Consider the following 17,787-nt stretch of genomic DNA (forward strand, 5'->3'; position numbering starts at 1 on the left):
TTTTTTCAGCCAGCGTCTTTTAATGGCTTCACCGCTTTCCGGTTGTGGTGAGAGAGTCTCTGTAATTCTTCGGGAGCGTCATCGCCGCAACAGGTCGCGTTGCGGCCGGAGCGAGTAACCGTAATGGATCAGACCGGGCCAGGTGAGAGAGGTGACCATAGCCTGTTTGGCAGCCTTCATATCCCGCTTCCAGCCGTCGTCGCGTTTAATGGTTACGGTGCCGCTCAGAAAGCGGTCGGGGTTCCCGGAGAAGATGTGGGACGTCTCCAGCGACGCCCTCCGTTCGTCTTCGAAGAAGAGCTCTGCGGTCCCTTCGCCCGCAAAACGCAGGATGTCCCTCAAGGAGCTCTGCGGAGCCTCGACGAAGTCCTCGTAGCGCAGCAGCATGTAGCGTTTCCGGCGGCGCTTCCAGACGCTTTCTATGGCCAGGTTCCACTCGCTCCACACCAGCGAGCTCTCAACGGAGCCGTGGGGGGTCATGAAGCCGTCACTACCTTCTCCGCGGTGCTTCCGCCGGGTCTCCCAAGAGTAAGCTACCGCGCGGGGATCTCTCACGAGGTGGAGGACGTAGAGCTCGATGCCCGGCGTGTGCTGGAGCAGGTAGGCGTACGAAGGGAACTTCGAGGTATCGACGATCACCCGGCTTCCGGTCACCTCCTGCACGCTCCTGTACAGCCTCCCCAAGGTCTTCAGGTACTCTCCCAGGCGGGCTAACCTGGCTTGAAGCGGTCTCTGGCCGGGCCAGAGAACCAGGTGCCGGGTGCGGAGTCCGCGCTCGGCGGTTGCGGCGAGCCTCTCTGCGTCGACGTTGCCGGTGCTCCCGAAGGTTCGGGCCAGGATCTCCTGCCACACGGGACAGCCGCTAAAAAGCGCACCGCAACTGCAGAGCCGGTCCTCGATAACGCCTCTTTCCCAGATGTACCGCAGCTCGCCGACCGGGGAGAAGCCTTCAACCTGTCCCAGGATCCTGCCCAGAATAGTGCTGCCGCTCCTGCCCCACCCGGCGATATACAGAACTTTGACCCTGTGGCTATCGTGAACGCAAGGGCTTAACTCCTCAAGAGTCCTCTCTCCCATGTCCCCTCTACCTTCTGATTTACCCGCACAGGGGGCCTTAATACAGGTTATCCCCGCTGTCCTTGACGTTGTTCATAACCGTGCCGAGGATGACGGCTCCGACCGCCTTCAGGCTGCGCACGGTACGCCGCAGGTCGCCTTTGCGGGTCTTCTGAGCGTCCAGAACCAGCAGCACGCCGTCTCCCTGCGAGGCTAGGACGATGGAGTCCGAGACCAGCCGCACCGGCGGCGAGTCGATCAGCACATAGTCGAACTCTTCCTGAGCGCCGGCCAGAAAGTCTGCCAGCCGCTGAGATCCCAGAAGCTCTGCCGGGTTCGGTGGCCTGGTGCCGGCGCTCAGTACCTTCAAGCCCGGTAGCGGTTCCTGGCAGACTTCGTGCAGACTGCTTTCGCCGGCCAGGAGGCTCACTATCCCTTTCTTGCCGCTCAGCCCGAAGATCTTGTGCATCACGGGCCGGCGCAGGTCGCAGTCTATGATGAGGGTTCTCTTGCCCGCCTGGGCCAGCGCCACGCCGAGGTTGGCGCAGGTCGTGCTCTTGCCCTCTGCCGAGCCGGGGCTGGTAACCACGACCACCCTCGGGGGACTGTCCACGAAGGTGTAGAGGAGGTTGGTGCGCACGGTGCGGTAGGCCTCCGATGCGGCGCCGTCGGGCTCGAAGACGGTTACCAGCTCTCCCGAGAGGTTTTCGAGATTCGTTCCCTCTCCCTTGTCCTGCATTTCGGTCTGAGGGTGCGCCACTTCAGCCATCCTTCCTCTTCCTTCTTCCCCTGGGGATCTTGAACGGTGGTATAGCGCCGAAAACGGCGACTCCGGAGACCTGCTCCACCTCTTCCCGCGACTTCCAGTCGTCGTCCAGGTAGTCCAGCAGGAATGCCAGACCCACGCCGAGCATCAGGCCCATTGCCAGCCCAAGAAGAACATTGCGCGGTATGTTGGGGCTTATTGGCGAGTACGGCATAACCGCCCGCTCCCAGACCGTGGCGACCACCGGGTAGATGCCCGGGCTCAGCTCGGAGGAGATCTGCTCCGAGAACACCTCGCCGTAAGCGTTGGCTATCCGCTGAGCTCGCTCGGGATCGGAGTCCCGGTAAGAGAGGAGGATGAACTGGGTGCCTTCGACGGGTTGTACGCTCAGGCCGGCCTGAACGGCCTCGGGAGGCCACGGCAAATTCAGCTCCCGGACTACGCCTTCCGCCACGGGGCGGGTGTTAATCGCCTCCGCCATGGTCGCCGTAAACTCCTGGACGCCCTGCACTCCGTCTCTGAGGTTGCTGGGCGCGGCGGCACCGTCGCTTGCCGGTCCCTGCTCGATTAGCAGCTTTATAGAAGCTTCGTATACCGGTGTTTGGGTGTAACTGAAGGCGGCGGCGAGCCCGGCCACCAAGAGGGGGACCAGCACGATGATCCAGAACCGGCGCCGGATTATCTGTACGGGATCGTAGCCTTGGTAGAAAGCGGGCTGCTCACCGTAAGGCTCCTCGGGCAGCTCGTAGGGGACCGCTCGGGGATCAAACCGGGCATCGAGCCTTCTGCCATTAAGTCTCAGGTTGCTCACATCAAAACCTCTCGTCCTAACGGCGAGATCCGCTCCGCCGTGAGAATCCGCCTCGTTTCTCGGACCTGTTTGAAAATGCTCTCGTTCGGACCGCGCCTCTGTTTGTGTCTTCCGGGATGGTAGGCGGAGGGTAATCCGGGTGCATCAGCCACCCGGCATATTTTCGGCCGCTCCGGTGATCCCGTCCAGCTGCTTGACCGCGCCTTGGAGGTAGGCCACCCTCTGCGGGAGCTCTCTATCGAGCGGGTTGAGGGCCGCCGCCTGCCGGTAGTAGCGCAGGGCTAGTTCCGGATCTCCCCGCCGCTCGTAGAACGCGGCCAGCAGCATGCGCGGCTCGTAGTGCTCGGGGTTCAGCCGGATCGCCCGCATGTAGGCGCTCTCCGCGCGCTTCCAGTCCCCGCTCTCCATAGCCAGCTCGGCCTCCCGCTGAGCCAGCCGGGGATCGAAGGGGTTGAACTCCTGAGCCCGCTCTGCGAAGGCCAGCGCCGCCTCCGGATCTGTTGTCGTATAGCTCTGCATAAGATAGCGGTCGGCCGCGTAGAGCGGTACTGTGGCTGTCAGCGCCAGCGCCGCCACGGCGAGACCCCCGGCGCACAGCGGCCACCGGAAGGACTCCGGTGAGATCCTGTGCCTGCGCCAGGTCGAGGCCAGCAGGGCCAGGTAGACGAAGGCGGGCAGTGTCACGGCCGGCATCTGCCAGAACCACTCCGCGCCGGAATGGACGAACCAGTAGGCTACCGCGGCGGCCAGCGCGCCCACTTGAGCCTTGCCTTCGGTCTGGAGGCTCCTGAACCTGTCCCGGAAACCCGCACTCAGACAGACCGCCAGAAACCCGAAGAAGAGCGCTCCCCCGATAATGCCGCGCTCGCTCAGTATCTCGAGCTGCAGCATGTGCGGCTGGCGGACGGTCCCGGTGGGCCGCTCGCGCAACTGGTAGTACTTCGCCTCGTAGTTGTGCGTGCCCGTTCCCGCCACGGGATGCGCGGCGAAGTTCTGCCAGGCCACCTGCCAGAGCACGTAGCGGCCCGTGCCGGAGGCGCTCAGGTAGCGGCTCTGTTCCTGCCCGGAGGTGCCGCCGGCCTTGAAGTCTTCCCACTTCTGCTGGGCGAAGGTCTCCAGCCCGCCGGTGCGCTCGTTCAAGGTAGCGGTGCCGGCGGCCAGGATGACCAGCACACCGGCGAGTGCAAGGGTCCCGACGGCGCGTGCGAGGATCTTCGGCGGCTGCCACTGCTGGTCTATAAGCCCCCAGGCCAACCCGTAAATCCCCGCTCCCAATGCGCCGAGCCACACGGCCGGCAGGGCCAGATCCAGGGCCGCCTCCGGGTTCCCTTCGTTGAGGAACTCCAGGTAGACCGCATTGAGGTGGGGGAAGGCGGCGACCAGCGCGAGGGCTACCGGCGTCAGAGCCATCATTCCCCGGAGCCGCTGGCCGGAGAGCAGGAAGAACACCGGCAGCGAGACGGCAAGCGCCACCATCGCTCCCCGCGACTGGGTCAGGACGGCGAGGTTGGCGCTCAGAACGGCTCCCGCGAGCACCGCGGCCCGGAGAACCGGGTTGAGCCTGCGCGAGCCGCCCAGGTAGATGGCGACCCAGAAGGAGACCAGCAGAAAGGCGGCCTCCCCATTGTAGTAGCCGACGGTCCCTACAAGCCGGTTGTCCTCGAACAGGTGCTCGATCTGCGGGCCGAGGTTCTGCAAGGTCAACGCCGCTATTCCTGCGGGCCCCAGTGCCGAGGCGGCCAGCGCCCACCGGCGCGAAGCTCCCAGCGCCACCAGCGCCACCGCCGACCAGAAAACGAGCAGGTAGAGGAGCGTCTGTCCTGCTCCGAGCCACGCATCTCCCCGGTTCGGAGACCACAGTATGGAGGCGAAGGTCCACGCTGTGTACGCGGCGAGCAGGCCGAGGGCGAGCATACTCCAGCCGAGCCTGGCGCTCACGAAGAAGCCCACGACCGACACGAACGATACGAGGACGGCCAGTATGAGAGCAGCCGGCGCCCACTCGCCCGTGAAGTAGCCGCCGTTCGCACTGCCCATCCAGGTGGCGAGAAGTACGACGCAGATCAGGGCCAGAGTGGGGAAGAACCTCTCGCCGTCACCCGAGAGCCATTTCGTGGAGCGCTTCGACAGGTATTCTCCCAAGGGTGCCTCCCGCTACCGATACTACAACGGCCGGACTACCGTGTTCGGTCCTGCCGGCCGGCGCGCCGGCGCAGAGCTGCGATCCCGGCCCCGGCCAGAACGAGCGCCCCCAGATACAGGAGGGTTACTACGCCGCCCGTGTCGGGCAGGATGCCGGGCGTCACGCCGCTGCCGGTCTCCGGCCGGCCGGAGATACCCGTAGTGGCTACTATCGACTCGCACACTTCGTTGCTCAGAACCTCATCACCGCCGATCACGTTCATCGGGGCTCCGGTCAGGAGTATCTGTATGGTGCCGCCTTCGCCCTCGGTGATCCGGGCGTTCTCCCCGTCGATCATCGTGCCCTGGGTCCCATCGGCGTCCTCTAGAACCACCGAAGCGCCGGAAGCGATGGAGAAAGTCCCGGGAAACACAAGCGTGTCGCCCGCCTTGAGATCGTTGCCGCCACTCTCTATCTCTATGCACGGCAGCCCGGCTGCGGGACCTGAAGGGGCCGCGATCTCGGGGTACTGGAACTCGGCGGAAGTGGTGCCGGGAGCCTGAGCTCCGGCAGCGGCGGCAAGAATGAGCCCGAACGCGCTCGTGAAGAGGATTCCGATGACCATCAGGATACCGGGCCTTGAAAAACCGCTCTGTCTCATCCCTGCCTCTGCTGCGGATGCTGCTCTCGCGGGATCGTCATTGCTCATATGTGGTTTTCCTCTCCAAAGTATGGGTTTGATACTTCCGATGGTATGGTCGAGTGGGTGCCCGTACATCTGTCACATGGCATATTTATCGTTCCGGCTATGCCCGGAGCCCGAACCAACGGGCTGAGATCGGAGCTCCTTGAAGCCCGCCCGCTGCGCAAGTTCGGCCGGGCGTCGTTCCTTCATTCGCCACCCCGCTAAAGTTTTCCACTTCTGGGGCCCGATAATCCCTCTGACATGAGAAGACCGGCCTGCCGCGAAGCGCGCGGGAGGGGGGCATGGGAGTCGATCTGGCCACCGAAAGGAAACGATGACGATGAGACGTCCGCTTACCCGTTCGTCGGGCGGGTTTGTCAGCGTGCTGGTTGCGGTGGTGGCTGTCTGTGTGGCTGCATTCTCTTCCGGGGATGCCGGTGCGAGGGAAAAGGCCAATGCTGCCGGGTGCGTGGGCAGGGATGTGTATCCGGGGCAGGATTTGGCGGCTATAGCCGCATCTATGCCTGCCGGGACGACCTACTGCATCCACGATGGACGCTACGATATCGTAGAGCCGATAAAGGCGAAGTCCGGGGACACCTTCTGGGGCGTCTACTCCGACTCGACGCGTCCTATCATCAGGACCGACAGCGCCGAATACATCATCTACACTCGGGGAGCGAACGGCGTTACCGTGAGGAACCTTACGGTCAAGGGCGCGGTTGGGGGGCACTACTGCAAGCCCGATTGCGGCCGCGGCATCGGCGGCGGCGGCAGAGACCTGCACATCATAAACGTGCGGGCCACGGGGAACGCCAACCAGGGCGTCGGCGGCGCGGGGCCGGGTCTGGTAATCCGGAACTCCCGGCTGGACCACAACGGCTCTCCGCCCTTCACACGAGTTGAAGGTGGTGCGGTGAGCGCGGCCGGTGTGAAGTCGGTCAACTCGTTCAAGGTCATAAACAGCCGGATAGACAACAACCTGTGGGTCGGAGTGTGGTGCGATATCGAGTGCGGCGACGGCGGAGCCAGCGGCACCGCGCAGTTCGTGGTCCGGGGCTCTACCATAACCGATAACGGCAAGGCGGGCATCCACTACGAGATCTCCAGCGGTCCCGCGATAGTCGTAAACAACACTATCCAACGCAACGGCTGGTGGGAGAGGGCGAACAGGCACACCGGGCTCCTGGTGGTCGCTTCCGAGAATCTCCTCGCTCGCAACAACAGGTTCGGCGGTAACGTGAAGTACGGGTTCGAGGCGGTCTCGGACCACCGGGGCGAGCTTAAGAACATAACCTTCCGCGACAACTTTTTAAACGGCGACGCTCTAAAAGGCTGCCGGGCCCCGGTGGTCCGGTGCCGGGCGAACGGGTGAGCTCGAAGAGACCCGGAGGGGTGTCTCTCACTCGCTTAAGAGGTTTGCCTCCGGTGCCGGTCGGGGATCATGAGAAGGACGCCTGCCGTTGTCCGCTTCTCCGTAGCCCTGTGCCTGCGAGAGGGTTTTGAACCGGCCGTTCATCCGGCTAACGAGGGCTTCCCAGTCGCCGGACTCGACCAGGCGGCCGTGTTCCAGCACGTGGATGACGTCCGCGCTCTGGATGGTGGAGAGCCGGTGGGTTATTACCAGGATGGTCATACGCCCGCGGAGCTCTTCTATGGCCCTCTGGATGCGCCGCTCGTTCTCCGAATCAAGGGCGCTCGTGGCTTCGTCCAGGATCAGCAGGGAGGGTCGGCGCAGGAGGGCCCGCGCCAGCGCCAGGCGCTGCTTCTCGCCGCCGGAGAGCCGCACGCCGCGGTCTCCGAGCACCGTCTCTATTCCGTGGGGAAGCCTGGAAACGAAGTCCGTGGCGGCGGCCATCTTAAGCGCCCGCTCCATCTCCTCGTCGCTCGCTGCGGGAGATGCCCACAGGAGGTTGGCCCGGATGGTGTCATTAAAGAGGAAGGTGTCCTGCGTCACGTAGCCGATCCGGTCCCGCCAGGAGTCCATGTATTCGGGCGTCAGCGGTCTTTCGTCTACCAGCACCCTGCCGCCGGTAGGCTTGATCAGGCCCATGACCAAATCCGCGACCGTACTCTTGCCCGCGCCCGAGGAGCCGACGATGGCCGTGGTCTTTCCGGCCTCGATCTCCAGGCTCAGATCGTGGATCGCAGGGGCCTTCTCTTCCGCTCCGTAGGAGAACGAGACCTCTTCGAGGCGCACATGCCGGTGCAGCTCAATCTCCCTGCCCGGCCGGCCGCCTTTCTTCTCGCTCGCCGCTTCGCAGCGCTCCAGCAGGCTCAGCACCCCGGCGAACGCCGGCATCGCGTTCGCGAACGCCTGGCAGTTGTTCTGGAGACTGCTGAAGAGCGGCATCATCCGGTTGAAGAGGAAGAGCAGCAGGATAATGCCGGCCGAAGCCATGTTCAGGACCTCGATCGAGACGTACAGGATGGCGCACAGGATCGCCACCGAGCCCGTGCTGAACCAGAACGCCGTCCCGGCGTAGACGCGCGTCGTCCTAACGAACATCTGCGCTACCCTGTCGGTGAAGTCTGAGAAGATGCGCGTGGTGCGGTCCTCCGCGCCGTAGCTCTTCGTGGTCTTCATGCCGCCGAGGTGCTCTATGGCCGCCGAGTAGAGGCCGTTGGTCGCGAGCGAGGTCTCCTGGCCGGTCCAGCGCGCCGCCCGCGTCCTCTTCCCGAGCGCCAGCAGCAGAGCCGCGCCGGAGAGGAAGACGACGGCGGTCATCGTTGCCGAGAGCTTCAGCGCGAGCGCTACGTAGACGGAGAGCAGGACGGCGTTGGTGACCAGGCTCAGAAGGACGCTTGCAGCGCCGCCGACTCGATTGAGCTCGGTGGTGAGCGCGTGGGTCAGGTCGGAGGACCGGATCTTCGAGAACACGAGCCACTCGGTCCCGGCCACCGCCCGGTAGAACCGCCGCCGCAGGGTGGCTACGAACTCCTGTTCGAGCCGGAGGTTGAAGATCGTCTGCCACCAGGTTATTGCCGAAAGCAGGGTAGCCAGGACCACGAAGGCTCCGAGTACGGCGGACAAGGTCGGCCGCAGGCCCACGGCCGCGAATGCGGATGAGACAAGCCCGGAGAGCCACCCTACAGAGCCCTGCTGGACGTCCAGGCCTATGATCTGCATCAGCGGCACCAGCAACAGCAGTTGTGCACCCTGCGTCAGGCTCCGGAAGAGCGTCAGCACCAGGGCTACCGCAGATCTCCACGACGTGATGGAGACCATGGTTGCTATAAACGTCCGGGCCGTTCCGTCGTTTATAGGGGCGAGAGCCGCAGCCAGCCTCTTCCGGATATCTCTACCCGTGTCCATCGGCGCAGTCCTCCTCTACCAGCCGCACCACCTCAGACAGGGTTGCGAAGGAATGAGGCCTCCGCAGCCTGCACACGCTCGCGCCGTTGACTACGCCCGCGCACTTGAGGAAGTGCCGGGGACTGTTCACCATCTGCAGCAGACGCCGGCCGTAGGTGTAGCGTACCAGCTCCACGAGGGCCTCCTGCGGCCGGAGATGCTCTATCTCCGGGTGCTCGCCTCTGCAGAGCACGTACACCCGCCGCAGCGGCCGGGGGACCGGCGAGAACTCGCGCAGAGCCTGCCGGCCCCGTTTGTCCGAGAGAGAGTCTAGCCGGGGCAGCCGGGCGAGGTCGTCGCCCAGCGAGACGGCCGCTCCCGGCCACAGCCTGAGTTGCGGGTAGGCGGGGAATACCGTGGGACGGCCCGCACCGTCGAGATCGAGGGCCGTTACGTCGTCCGCCACCAGCGGATACCCCCGGCTGTACATGGCCGCCGCCATGGTGGATTTCCCCTCGCCCTTCTCTCCCACGAAGGCCGCAACACCGCCGGGGAGGGCCACCGCGCTGGCGTGCAGCGGCAGCCGGCCTCGCTGGTAGAGTAGCGCCCCCAGGGCCGGGCCGAGGATGACGGTGCGGAGTACCCTCTCGTCCGCGCCCGGGACCGGGTCTGCGACGATCTCTCTCCCGCCCCGGATCAGGAACCTGCCTGCCGGTCCGAAGGAGAGGTACGCTTCCTCTGCCGTGGCGTATACGCAGCCCGGCCCGGACTCCGCCTCCGGCGGCAGCTCGACTCTGCCCGAATGGATCTCCACGTCCGCCTCTCCCTCCGCGGACGCGAGCTCCGGCAGAGGAATGGCAGACCTGATGACCAGACCGTAAGCGAGGCAGTTAGAAGCGGCTCTCCCGACCCGGAGAGCCGCTTCCTGCCGCAAGTAGCTGACAGTGTCTATCTGACTGCCTTACCTACGAGATGGCGCCGTCCGGCGGGCTCATGAGGTTACAGAAGTCCGGTCCCGAAACGAGCTTCGACGAGCCCGGGGGAGGACACTGTACGGGCGGGTTTCCTACCCCATTAAAGCCACCTGGCGGGCCGCCCTGGCCTTGCAGCGTTATTGCTTCCACGGAGCCGTGCACCTTGAGCTCTGGCGACGAGTAGGCCTTCTTCACTGTGACTCACCTCCTTTGGTTACGCGTGCTTGTTCAGCTACACCCCTGGCGAGAGCGACGCAACCCGCCAGCTCTGACTCATCGTGAAGCCTATCAGCGCGGTGTGGGGGAGTATTGTGCCGGATGGCATATTTGTGCGGAGGTCCGGAGGTTTAAGGGCTCAGGTTCGTCCGGCGCAGCCACAGAGCCAGCACCACCGCTATGTAGACGGCGGTGGTGTCATCTAGCGTGCTGTAGGCCAAAAACCGGTAGTACGTCCGGCGCAGGGCGGCCATGTTCACGTACGGCTTGAGGACCTGGGGATCTTTAAAGATCACCTCCTCCAGGGCCGGGCGGTGATACAGGAGCATGGTCCGGGCGAAGGGCTGGCTGAGGTTGCCCTTGTCCATTCTCCAGCGCACCTCTTCGGGTAGGATGCCGGCCATTGCGTGGCGCAGTATCGCTCGCGTCCACCCCTGTTTGAGCTTCTGCCCGGGGGGCAGGGCCAGGCAGAACTCCATCAACCGCCGGTCGAAGAAGGGGTAGCGCGGCTCGACGGCGAACGCCGCACCGATCCTGTCGAGCAGCTCGATCGTGTACGGGTACACGCCCGTATTCAGCCCCTGCCACTGAGCCTGCCGCGACAAACGCGCCGGTTCGTACAGGACCGTTTCTTCTCTCAATCCTTGCAGGCGGTCCTCCAGACCCACCTCCCGGGCGAATCCGGGGTTTATTATCTTGCCCAACGCTGGGCCGGATTGTCCCCGGAAGCGCAGAGCTTCCCAGGCACGGCGCAGAGGCCCGGGGGCCGAGTACTTCAGCTCTGCGAGCCAGGGGTTGATCACCCGCGTGCGGAGGACCCGGCGGCGGCTCCGGCCGAAGCGCTTTGATACCGCGTTGATCTCCGAGGCGAGCTTAATCCACCGCCGGTCGCGCGCGAGCTCGTACAGGTGGAGCAGGCCGTGGCCCACCACAGCGTCGCCGTCCAGGCCGTCCAAGAGCACGCGGACCCCGTTCTGCCGGGCGGCGCCGTACAGGCCGTAGGCGTCGTGGAGCGTGTTGCAGAAAGGCTCGTCCTCGTGCCACAGTATGCGGTCTATATCTCCCAGGGGCCGGATAAGGTCGGCCCGCACCTCGTGCGGCTCGGTCCCGCCTCCGGCGAGGACTGCTCTCCTGTAGAAGCTCTCGTCAGCCCCTGGCAGGTAGTTGTAGCCGTCAAATAAGGCCGAGAACGTGTGCAGCCTCTCACCGCTTCCGGCAAGGAGCTCTCGGGCCACGCAGACGATGGAAGACGAGTCCAGACCGCCGCTGAGCAGGGAGCCCGCCGGGAAGGCGCTGCGCAGGCGGCAGCGAACGGCTTCGGTGAAGTGCTCCCGGAAGGCTTCTGCGTACTCCTCATCCGAGCTGTAGCGCAGCTCGCGGTAAGGGTCCAGAGCCCAGTAGCGGCGTGTCGAGGCTCCTCTGCGGTCCACGGTCATGCTGTGTCCCGGCGGCAGCCGCAGGATGTCCTTGTAGAAGGTGATGGTCTTGTCTTCGACGACCGGCACCAGGTTCTCCGCCACCCTCACCTCGTTGAGCCGCTTCGGCACCTCCGGCAGGCAGAGGAGGGATTTTATCTCCGATCCGAAAACGAAGGCGCGGCCGGAGCCGTAATAGTAGTAGAAGGGCTTGACCCCTATGTGGTCTCTGGCGCAGAAGAGTTTCTGCTCGCTCCGGTCCCAGATGGCGAAGGCGAAGTCTCCCACAAGCTTCTCCGGACAACGCTCGCCCCACTTCTCGTAAGCCGCGAGGATAAGCTCGCTGTCGCTTACCTCCTTGCGGTCGGCGAGCCCCAGCTGCACTATGAGCTCTTCCCGGTTGTCGATCCTGGCGTCGGCTGTGAGCATGAGCTTCCCGCTCCTGTGCACCAGGGGGAGCTTCTCGTTCAGTGATTCCGGTGTCGTGAAGAGCATGCGGTGTCCCAGACCGGCACCGCCCTCGCTCCACGCTCCGGTCCCGTCGGGACCCCGGTGGACGACCCTGTCCAACATCCGCTTCAGCGCCCGGTGCTCTGCGGGGCGGCCGTCGAAATAGACGAGGCCGGCTATGGCGCTTATCGTTCCGCTCCTTCCAGGTTCGCCGGCGTGGAATCGCTTTACAACTCTACCACACCGGTGGATGCGGCAGTTGCTGGCTTATGCAACGACCGCTGCCGGAGCCCTCGATGCCGTCCGGATGCCCCACAGCCGGCGCGGGAGCGCAAGATGCCGGCCCGCCGGGCTCAGGGTTGCGATATATTTCCGGTGTGTGCCATTTCGCCGATCTTCAGAGGTTACCGCGATATCCGGCCGGCGGCTGGACACGCCGGAGCCTGCAGGCCGGATCTTCCAGCAGTCTATTACTCTAGAGGAGCAAGATGTGCCGTCCATAGTCCGTATCTACCTGCTCGCCTTCCAGGCATTCTCTCTCGTACATAGCGCGCTCGACAAGGCGCTCACGGCGGCGAGGGTGTGCTTTGTGGGCTTCTGGCTGGGCGTGCTTACAAGAGAAGATATTCACGCCATCGACGAGGCGTACTACACCAAGAGCAAAGAGGGTATACCCGGCGAGCCCAACTTTCACAGCAAAGAGTACAACCGGCGGGGGCTGTGGGAGTTTGAGAAGCGGGCGTTAGCCGATCATTTCTCGGGCTGCAGGCGGTTGCTCGTGCTCGCTGCGGGCGGGGGAAGAGAGATCCTGGCGCTGCAGAAACGGGGCTTCCGGGTGGACGGCTTCGAGAGCCATCCAGATCTGGTGGCCGCAGCAAACGAACTGCTGAGGGAGGAAGGAGAGCCGGCCACCGTGCGCTTGCTCCCCCGCGACACCGCTCCGGACACCGGGGACACTTACGACGGGATCATCATCGGCTGGGGAGCCTATATGCTGGTGCAGGGGAGGAGGCACCGGATCGCTCTGCTCCGGCGGTTGAGAGCCCAGATCCGGCCGGGCGGACCCGTCCTAATCTCCTTCTTCGCGCGTCCGGGCGAGAAGTCCCGAGTCTACGAGCTGTGCGCGTTTACGGCCAACGTGTTCCGGCGCGCACTCCGGCGGGAGCCCGTCGAGGTCGGTGACTGGCTGGTCCCAAACTACGTCCACTACCTCACGCGCGACGAAGTCGCCTCCGAGCTCTCCGAAGGCGGGTTTGATCTCGTTCATTACGACACCGCCGGCTACGGGAACGCCGTCGGAGTGGCGGTGTAGCAACGCGGAGGGTTTGAAGGAGAAAGGCCCGCCGGCACAAAAACGTGTTCCGTTGTAGACGCCGGCGGCCCGTACTGTAGCCTGATGCTGCGGTTCGGGTTTTGTGAGCCAGAGGAACCGCCAGGCGCTCGCTGTCCTGTTACGAGTGTCTATCACCCCCTTTCCCGTACAGTTCGGACCGCTCGCAGCGGTGGTTGCCCATGATAGTTACCCTAGTATCTTGCCGGAGGCCATACATCTGCCACCCGGCCTATTTGCCGTTTGCGCTCGCGTCTGGCACCGGCTTCAGATCCATGAAGTTGTGGAAGTAGTAGCCGCTGACGTTATCGGAGGCCGCCACCATAAGTCCCGTCGTGCCGCTGAGGTTCTGTTTGGTGGAGGTGGCGTCGTTGACGTTCGGGTCGGTGGATCTCCGGATGAAGGGGGTCCCCGGCCCCTCTTCGAAGGAGATGCCGTCCATGCTCGTGACTTTGTAAAAGATTTTTCCGCCGTGCTTGCCATTGGTCACCCTCGGGGCGGTGGCGAATACGTAGAGGGAGTGGTGCTCCTCGTCGAGGAGCACGATGGGGCGCGTATGGTCGTCGCTTACCCGGCCGAAGGTGTGGCCGGTCCAGTCGCCGCCCGGGTCCCGTACCAGCAGCAGGGTCTCCGGCGCGTCGGGTGCGCGGTCCACACGGTCGCGCCGGGTCTTGACGGCGGCATAGACCCGGCCGTCGGAGTCGGCTTTGAGGTTGATGTGGTCGTTGGCCATGCCCGGACCTTGCAGGGCGGTGCTCGCCTCCCAGGCGTCTTCGGGCTCTCCATCCTTGTGGATAGCGAAGTAGAAGGCGTCGTCTAGCTGGTTGCTCCACATCACCCCGATCCGGCCGTCGAAGGCAATTATCGCCGAGATATCCTCGGGGTCGGCGGTGGAGCCCTCCACCGGCAAGACGAACGGTTTAGCCCAACTCAGGTCGCTGTTCAGAGTGTGGGTGACGTAGACCTCACCATGCCGGGTGTAGGTAGCCCATACTTTTCCGGTTGTGTCTTTGGCGAGCACTATCGCTTCCATGCCGCCGCCGGTTATGGTTACCGGAAAGCCTGCATCGAGCGAGTAGCTCCTGGATGACCGATCGTAACTGTAGCGCGAGAATTCCGCGCTTCCATAGCCGGCATCGACGTCCGGCGTGGCGCTGACCACGTAGAGATACACACCATCCCAGAGCGTGTCCGCCATAGACCGGTTGCGTCTGTCTACTACCGTTCCCGTGTCTCTCCAGGTCCGGGTATACTTGTTGTAGCGGTAGATGCGGTACTCCTCGGCGGCGCGGTTGAACAGGACGCTCCACCAGACTCCATCGTTGAACCAGAGCTTGCTCTGGGGCTTGGCGCCGGTCGGGCCGTAGCCGGCCGGGGTCACGCCGTCGGCGCTGAAAGAGAAGTCCCGATACCCCACGTCATCGTCGGTAGAGGTGGCAGAAGCGCTTTCGGAGCCGGCTTCACCGGACCGGTCGGCCCTCTGCCACATGAGAGCGGCTGCCGTGCCCACTCCCAGCGCCACGATAACCGCCAGTGCCAGACCAACGCAGGGTAGCGGCAGTCTGTACCTGCGAGACATATTGCTCCTTACCGGCAACCCAAGCTATTTCCCCTTTCCAGGGTTGCCAGCGGCGTGTAGCGTTCGAGCTCGAAGCCGCCGATTACCACGCTCCCCTCGCTCTCCACCCAGGCATGGGCCTCCAGCCGGCCTCCCTCGCCCCTGACGACCCCGATGTGCAGCAAGGCCGGATAGCCTCGCCGGGCGAGCAGAACCTGCGTCGCCAGAGCCTGTGTGAGGCAGGTATTTGCCGGAGATATGTAGCGGCCGGCCGTCTCTACCGCCCACACGACGCTCTCTCTGGAGAGCCGGTCGTCCCGCTTCCGGAAGGGTGTCTCCGCCAGCCGGGCCAGCCAGTCCCGCAGGGTCTGGAACGGCAGCAGCCAGAGCCCGAGCCTGGTAGCCGTGAGCAGGAGCGCGGCCTTGAGGAGGAGCCGCCGTTCGGCGGCCGGGCGGCGCAGTAACCTGCGCAGGCGTTTAGTTGCGGATCTCAACGAGTCCCTCGTCGGACATCCGCCGGAACAGCGCGAGCAAGTCTCGTTCGCAGCGGCCGGGTTCGACCTCGTACTCTTCCAGCAGAGCGTCCCGGATCTCGCACACCCTTCTCGGCTGCTGGATCAACTCCCACACCCGGGCCCCGATCCCCTCCAGACCGTAGTACGTGCCGGCCTTAAGGTCGAGGATGGCCACCTCTCCGCCGATGTCGCTGGAGACCTGCCCTTCACCGGCTACCACGGTCGAGCGCAAAGATAACGTGCCGGTCATCGTGTACTCCCTCCCGCTCGCAGTCGAGCTTCACCATTGCTGACGGTCTTCTTTCTCAGAGTATCGGTTGCTCTCACCGGCGGGAGACGAGCCGCTAGCTCCCGTAAGAGCCTCCCGCCGAGCCGGAGCGGCCGGATAAGGCGGTAGAGGGGGAAGAGCGCGCCCGGCAGCGGCATGGCCTGCCGGTCCGGCAAGGCCGGGGTCATTGCCCGGTGGATACAGTACCGGAATCTATCCCGCGGGCGTTCCTGCAGCCGGAACTGGAAGCGCCAGTAGGGCAGCTGCTCGACTATCCCTTCCCGGTCTGCGAGGCTCCCGGAGAATAGTTGCTCGCTCACCTCCGCGGCGAGCTCCTCTACAACCGGGTCGGATCTCACTTCGCGCATTATGTCTTCGGGGAGTTCGGTATCCAGCAGATCGTTGACCAGCGCGAGGCCGAGGAAGAGCATCCGATTGCTGCGCAATTCGCCGGCGCGTCGCACGATCCGGTCCCAGTCTACACTTCCGGAGGCGCGGACCAGCTCGCCGACGTCGCAGATCCACTTCAGCCGCTCCCAGCGGTGCAGGGAACCGTGGACACAGAGCGTCAGGATCAAGTCCTCCCGCGGGAAGGCCGGAATCGAGCTGCCACCGAGCGGCACTCTTTCGGCGTGCTCCAGAAGATACTCCGGTGTAAGCGGGAAAGAGGTGTGCCTGGAGGTGATCTTCCAGTGCAGTTCTACGGCGCTCCCGTCGTCCCGCCTGAAGAGGTACTGGCGCGCGTACGGAAGGAAAGCAGCTTCCCGGCCGGGGGAGAGGCCGTGTTGTGCCCGGTAACCTAAAGAGGCCAGTGCCTCTCCGGCTTCCAGGACGTCCCGCTCGCGCACCAGGACGTCCAGGTCCCCGAACTGACGGAGCGCGAGGTTCCCGTAGGCGGTGGCCGCCAGTACCGGGCCTTTGTAGGGGATTGCGGGGATGCCGCGAGCTTCCAGTTCCCGCAAGAGCTTGAGCAGCTCTCCGGTCAGGTAGAGGTTTCGCAGGTGGGTGGCGTTGAAGTGACTCCGGAGCCGGCCCAGAACCTCGTCCGGTACGGCCTCCGGGCGGTCTCCGTTCAGATGCCAGTGCAGGAGCGGGACCATCCCGTGCCGGTTCGCCAGGCGCAGCAGGTATTCCCAGTCGATGTCTGCCCGGAGCAGGGCGGCGATGCGTCCGGCCGTTCCGGGATCTTTGGCGGTCCTGGCGCAGCAGAGCAGGAGCCCGGTTTCGTTCCGTCCGGCCGGTGTGGAGAGGCCGTTGAGCTTCGCTTCTGTACGGATCATTCTCTACCCAGTATCCTTAAGCGCCTGGTGCAGCACATCCGCCACCCGGCCTATTCTGCCCATCCTAGCCTATTAACAACCGGGAGCCGACGAAGACCAGCATGGCGGCGAGCGCTATCTTGAGCGGTCGGCCCGGCAGCACGTAGCTCAGCTTGCTCCCGATGAGGACTCCCGGAACGCCGCCCATCAGCAGCGTCGCGGCGAGGCCGAAGTCCACGTTGCCGTGGGTCATGTGCGCGATGCCGGTCACCAGCGAGAGGACCGTGGCGTGGGCTATGTCGGTTCCCACGACCACCCCCGGGCTTATAGGGTAGAGCAGGAGCAGTATGACGGCCATCACGCTCCCGCTGCCTATGGAGGTGAGACCCACCAGGTACCCCCCGAAGGCCCCGAAGACGATGGTAAACAGCCGCCGGCGGCGGCTCATGGCGGTCTTGCCGTCCCAACCCGTCTGCTTGCTACCCACCCATCTCTCCGGCATGAAGATGCGGAAGATAAGCGAAGCTCCGACCAGGACGAGGGTCGCGGCGATCACGGTGATCATGATGGATCGCACCGCTTCCGGGTTGAAAGCACCCTTGATCCACTCCAGGGTCTGCACCCCGAAGAGGCTGGCCGGGATGCTCCCGAGAGCCAAAAAACCCGCCACCTCCAGATTCACCGAACTCTGCCGGTAGTGCTGGAACGAGCCGGTCAGCTTCGTGACCGTGGCGTAGACCATGTCCGTCCCTATGGCGGTCGGGGCGGGCACCCCGGCCCCGAGCATCAGAAAAGGAGTCATGAGCGAGCCGCCGCCTACCCCGGTGAGGCCGACCAGGAATCCGGTCAGCAGCCCGAAGAGCGGGGGCAGGATCTCCGGCGTCATCTTCGCGCGTGCCTCTTTGCCGGCTTGAGATACCCGAGCTCCTCCAGCTTCTCGATCACCCGCCGGGCGGAACCGGCCGGCTCTTCCTCATCCGTCCTTATGTGCAGCTCCGGAGCAACCGGCGGCTCGTAGGGGTCGCTGACCCCAGTGAACTGCTGTATCTCCCCAGAGAACGCCTTCT

General features: G+C 64.5%; 16 protein-coding genes. 2 read left to right on the forward strand and 14 right to left on the reverse strand.

From position 1 onward, the window contains the following. Positions 1–78: 78 nt before the first annotated feature. The 5 genes from E0L93_RS12845 to E0L93_RS12865 form a co-directional block, all read right to left on the reverse strand. Complete coding sequence (locus tag E0L93_RS12845; protein ID WP_132692482.1) at positions 79–1,077, reverse strand: sulfotransferase; 999 nt, start codon at positions 1,075–1,077, stop codon at positions 79–81. A 37-nt stretch (positions 1,078–1,114) separates the two neighbouring features. Continuing rightward, a complete protein-coding gene (locus tag E0L93_RS12850) occupies positions 1,115–1,825 on the reverse strand; it encodes a CpsD/CapB family tyrosine-protein kinase (protein ID WP_132692483.1) in 711 nt (236 codons plus the stop codon). Then, entirely contained in the window at positions 1,818–2,633 is an 816-nt protein-coding gene (locus tag E0L93_RS12855; protein WP_165874364.1) for a YveK family protein, read from the reverse strand. The genes E0L93_RS12850 and E0L93_RS12855 overlap by 8 nt, the downstream gene beginning before the upstream one ends. Before the next feature lie 144 nt (positions 2,634–2,777). Further along, on the reverse strand, positions 2,778–4,775 hold the full coding sequence (locus E0L93_RS12860) for an O-antigen ligase family protein (protein ID WP_243638230.1): 1,998 nt from the start codon (positions 4,773–4,775) through the stop codon (positions 2,778–2,780). Positions 4,776–4,810: 35 nt separating this feature from the next. Next, positions 4,811–5,380 carry an LPXTG cell wall anchor domain-containing protein gene (locus E0L93_RS12865; RefSeq protein WP_165874365.1) on the reverse strand — a complete coding sequence of 190 codons (570 nt, stop codon included), beginning with the start codon at positions 5,378–5,380 and terminating at the stop codon, positions 4,811–4,813. 400 nt (positions 5,381–5,780) lie between these two features. Between E0L93_RS12865 and E0L93_RS12870 the strand changes: the two genes are divergently transcribed. Beyond that, positions 5,781–6,815: a right-handed parallel beta-helix repeat-containing protein gene (locus tag E0L93_RS12870; protein ID WP_165874366.1), complete on the forward strand. Its 1,035-nt coding sequence runs from the start codon at positions 5,781–5,783 to the stop codon at positions 6,813–6,815. Positions 6,816–6,842: 27 nt separating this feature from the next. Here E0L93_RS12870 and E0L93_RS12875 read toward each other — a convergent pair whose 3' ends face one another. From E0L93_RS12875 to E0L93_RS12885, 3 genes are all read right to left on the reverse strand, one after another. Further along, a complete protein-coding gene (locus E0L93_RS12875) occupies positions 6,843–8,756 on the reverse strand; it encodes an ABC transporter ATP-binding protein (protein ID WP_132692487.1) in 1,914 nt (637 codons plus the stop codon). Beyond that, the gene (locus E0L93_RS12880) at positions 8,743–9,549 is read right to left on the reverse strand and encodes a phosphoenolpyruvate carboxykinase (ATP) (RefSeq protein WP_132692488.1); all 807 of its coding nucleotides are present in this window, start codon (positions 9,547–9,549) and stop codon (positions 8,743–8,745) included. The genes E0L93_RS12875 and E0L93_RS12880 overlap by 14 nt, the downstream gene beginning before the upstream one ends. Before the next feature lie 507 nt (positions 9,550–10,056). Further along, positions 10,057–12,042: a lasso peptide isopeptide bond-forming cyclase gene (locus E0L93_RS12885; protein WP_207890488.1), complete on the reverse strand. Its 1,986-nt coding sequence runs from the start codon at positions 12,040–12,042 to the stop codon at positions 10,057–10,059. Positions 12,043–12,280: 238 nt separating this feature from the next. Between E0L93_RS12885 and E0L93_RS12890 the strand changes: the two genes are divergently transcribed. Further along, complete coding sequence (locus E0L93_RS12890; RefSeq protein WP_132692490.1) at positions 12,281–13,102, forward strand: class I SAM-dependent methyltransferase; 822 nt, start codon at positions 12,281–12,283, stop codon at positions 13,100–13,102. 250 nt (positions 13,103–13,352) lie between these two features. On the opposite strand, the gene E0L93_RS12895 is transcribed toward E0L93_RS12890, so the two are convergent. From E0L93_RS12895 to E0L93_RS12920, 6 genes are all read right to left on the reverse strand, one after another. Further along, the gene (locus E0L93_RS12895; protein ID WP_132692491.1) at positions 13,353–14,699 is read right to left on the reverse strand and encodes a hypothetical protein; all 1,347 of its coding nucleotides are present in this window, start codon (positions 14,697–14,699) and stop codon (positions 13,353–13,355) included. A gap of 8 nt (positions 14,700–14,707) precedes the next feature. After that, a complete protein-coding gene (locus E0L93_RS12900) occupies positions 14,708–15,172 on the reverse strand; it encodes a lasso peptide biosynthesis B2 protein (RefSeq protein ID WP_132692492.1) in 465 nt (154 codons plus the stop codon). Beyond that, complete coding sequence (locus E0L93_RS12905; protein ID WP_132692493.1) at positions 15,156–15,443, reverse strand: PqqD family peptide modification chaperone; 288 nt, start codon at positions 15,441–15,443, stop codon at positions 15,156–15,158. Before E0L93_RS12905 ends, E0L93_RS12900 begins: the two co-directional genes overlap by 17 nt. Then, a complete protein-coding gene (locus E0L93_RS12910; protein ID WP_132692494.1) occupies positions 15,440–16,741 on the reverse strand; it encodes a nucleotidyltransferase domain-containing protein in 1,302 nt (433 codons plus the stop codon). Before E0L93_RS12910 ends, E0L93_RS12905 begins: the two co-directional genes overlap by 4 nt. A 64-nt stretch (positions 16,742–16,805) precedes the next feature. After that, positions 16,806–17,606 (reverse strand): sulfite exporter TauE/SafE family protein, encoded by an 801-nt coding sequence (locus E0L93_RS12915; protein WP_132692495.1) that lies wholly within the window; start codon positions 17,604–17,606, stop codon positions 16,806–16,808. After that, on the reverse strand, positions 17,603–17,787 hold a 185-nt coding region (locus tag E0L93_RS12920), incomplete at its 5' end, for an adenylyl-sulfate kinase (RefSeq protein ID WP_132692496.1). The genes E0L93_RS12920 and E0L93_RS12915, both read right to left, overlap by 4 nt.

Origin of the sequence: Rubrobacter taiwanensis, assembly GCF_004337705.1 — a bacterium.
Lineage (GTDB): Bacteria > Actinomycetota > Rubrobacteria > Rubrobacterales > Rubrobacteraceae > Rubrobacter_C > Rubrobacter_C taiwanensis.

Coding starts and splice junctions, on each gene's coding strand:
- E0L93_RS12850 (WP_132692483.1), bottom strand. CDS start 1,825: ATGGCTGAAGTGGCGCACCCTCAGACCGAAATGCAGGACAAGGGAGAG.
- E0L93_RS12905 (WP_132692493.1), bottom strand. CDS start 15,443: ATGACCGGCACGTTATCTTTGCGCTCGACCGTGGTAGCCGGTGAAGGG.
- E0L93_RS12895 (WP_132692491.1), bottom strand. CDS start 14,699: ATGTCTCGCAGGTACAGACTGCCGCTACCCTGCGTTGGTCTGGCACTG.
- E0L93_RS12845 (WP_132692482.1), bottom strand. CDS start 1,077: ATGGGAGAGAGGACTCTTGAGGAGTTAAGCCCTTGCGTTCACGATAGC.
- E0L93_RS12870 (WP_165874366.1), top strand. CDS start 5,781: ATGAGACGTCCGCTTACCCGTTCGTCGGGCGGGTTTGTCAGCGTGCTG.
- E0L93_RS12875 (WP_132692487.1), bottom strand. CDS start 8,756: ATGGACACGGGTAGAGATATCCGGAAGAGGCTGGCTGCGGCTCTCGCC.
- E0L93_RS12915 (WP_132692495.1), bottom strand. CDS start 17,606: ATGACGCCGGAGATCCTGCCCCCGCTCTTCGGGCTGCTGACCGGATTC.
- E0L93_RS12910 (WP_132692494.1), bottom strand. CDS start 16,741: ATGATCCGTACAGAAGCGAAGCTCAACGGCCTCTCCACACCGGCCGGA.
- E0L93_RS12865 (WP_165874365.1), bottom strand. CDS start 5,380: ATGGTCATCGGAATCCTCTTCACGAGCGCGTTCGGGCTCATTCTTGCC.